General features: G+C 49.6%; 2 pseudogenes. Both read left to right on the top strand.

The features are described from left to right. Positions 1-406, top strand: a pseudogene (gene vscJ / locus R7044_RS24905) (SctJ family type III secretion inner membrane ring lipoprotein Vsc); the annotation flags it as partial. After that, positions 399-800, top strand: a pseudogene (vscK, locus tag R7044_RS24900) (SctK family type III secretion system sorting platform protein VscK); the annotation flags it as partial. The pseudogenes vscJ and vscK, both read left to right, overlap by 8 nt.

Genomic DNA, 800 nt, shown 5'->3' with positions numbered 1-800 from the left:
GTCATCAACGCTGTCGCAAATTGATGGTGTGCTGGTGGCGCGAGTCCACGTGGTACTAGAAGATCAAGATCTTCGCCCAGGCGAGCGTCCGACTCCTGCTTCGGCATCGGTGTTTATTAAACATGCTGCCGATGTGGCATTGGACTCTTACGTGCCTCAAATCAAATTGTTGGTGAACAACAGTATTGAAGGGCTGAATTACGACCACATTAGCGTCGTGATGGTGCCATCTTCGGAGGTGCGAGTGACGACTCAAAGCAACCAATTTAAAAGTATTTTGTCGGTGCAAGTTACCAAAGAAACGGCGAACCATCTCATCGGGATTTTAGTGTTTATGGTACTGCTATTGATTGGCTCGAATGTCGCGACGTTCACGTGGTGCCGCAGGAGCGCAAAGCGTGGTTAACCCTGAAACACCGATGGCTCAGGTGCTGCATCAGTTCAACTACTGCCCATGTCAGTACCTAGAGCAAAACTGGATCGTGCCAAAACAGCCTTGGCTTCTTAATTTGGATGGCTGGCGAGATAACCCAAACTTCAACCTTTGGTGTTTAGAAGAGTGGGCGCTTGCGCCTGTTCCAGAAACGGCTTTTAACAAGCCACACCATAGCTTGGCTCTGCTTCCTCCTGATGCGCTCAGTACGTTAATGCTCACCATTGGCGGGGCGTTGCACAGTTTTGCGATGCGCCAAGTGGTACTTAAAAAGCCCAAGCAGTGTTTGAACAACGTGTTTGGTTTGGATGTCGCCCGTTTTCTTATTCAGCAAGGGCCGATGTTGTTGTCACAATGGCCGAAAGGT

It is taken from the genome of Vibrio sp. 1402 (assembly GCF_033340275.1).
The sequence above is the reverse complement of the archived record's forward strand: the minus strand, read 5'-3'. Positions and strand labels throughout refer to the sequence as shown.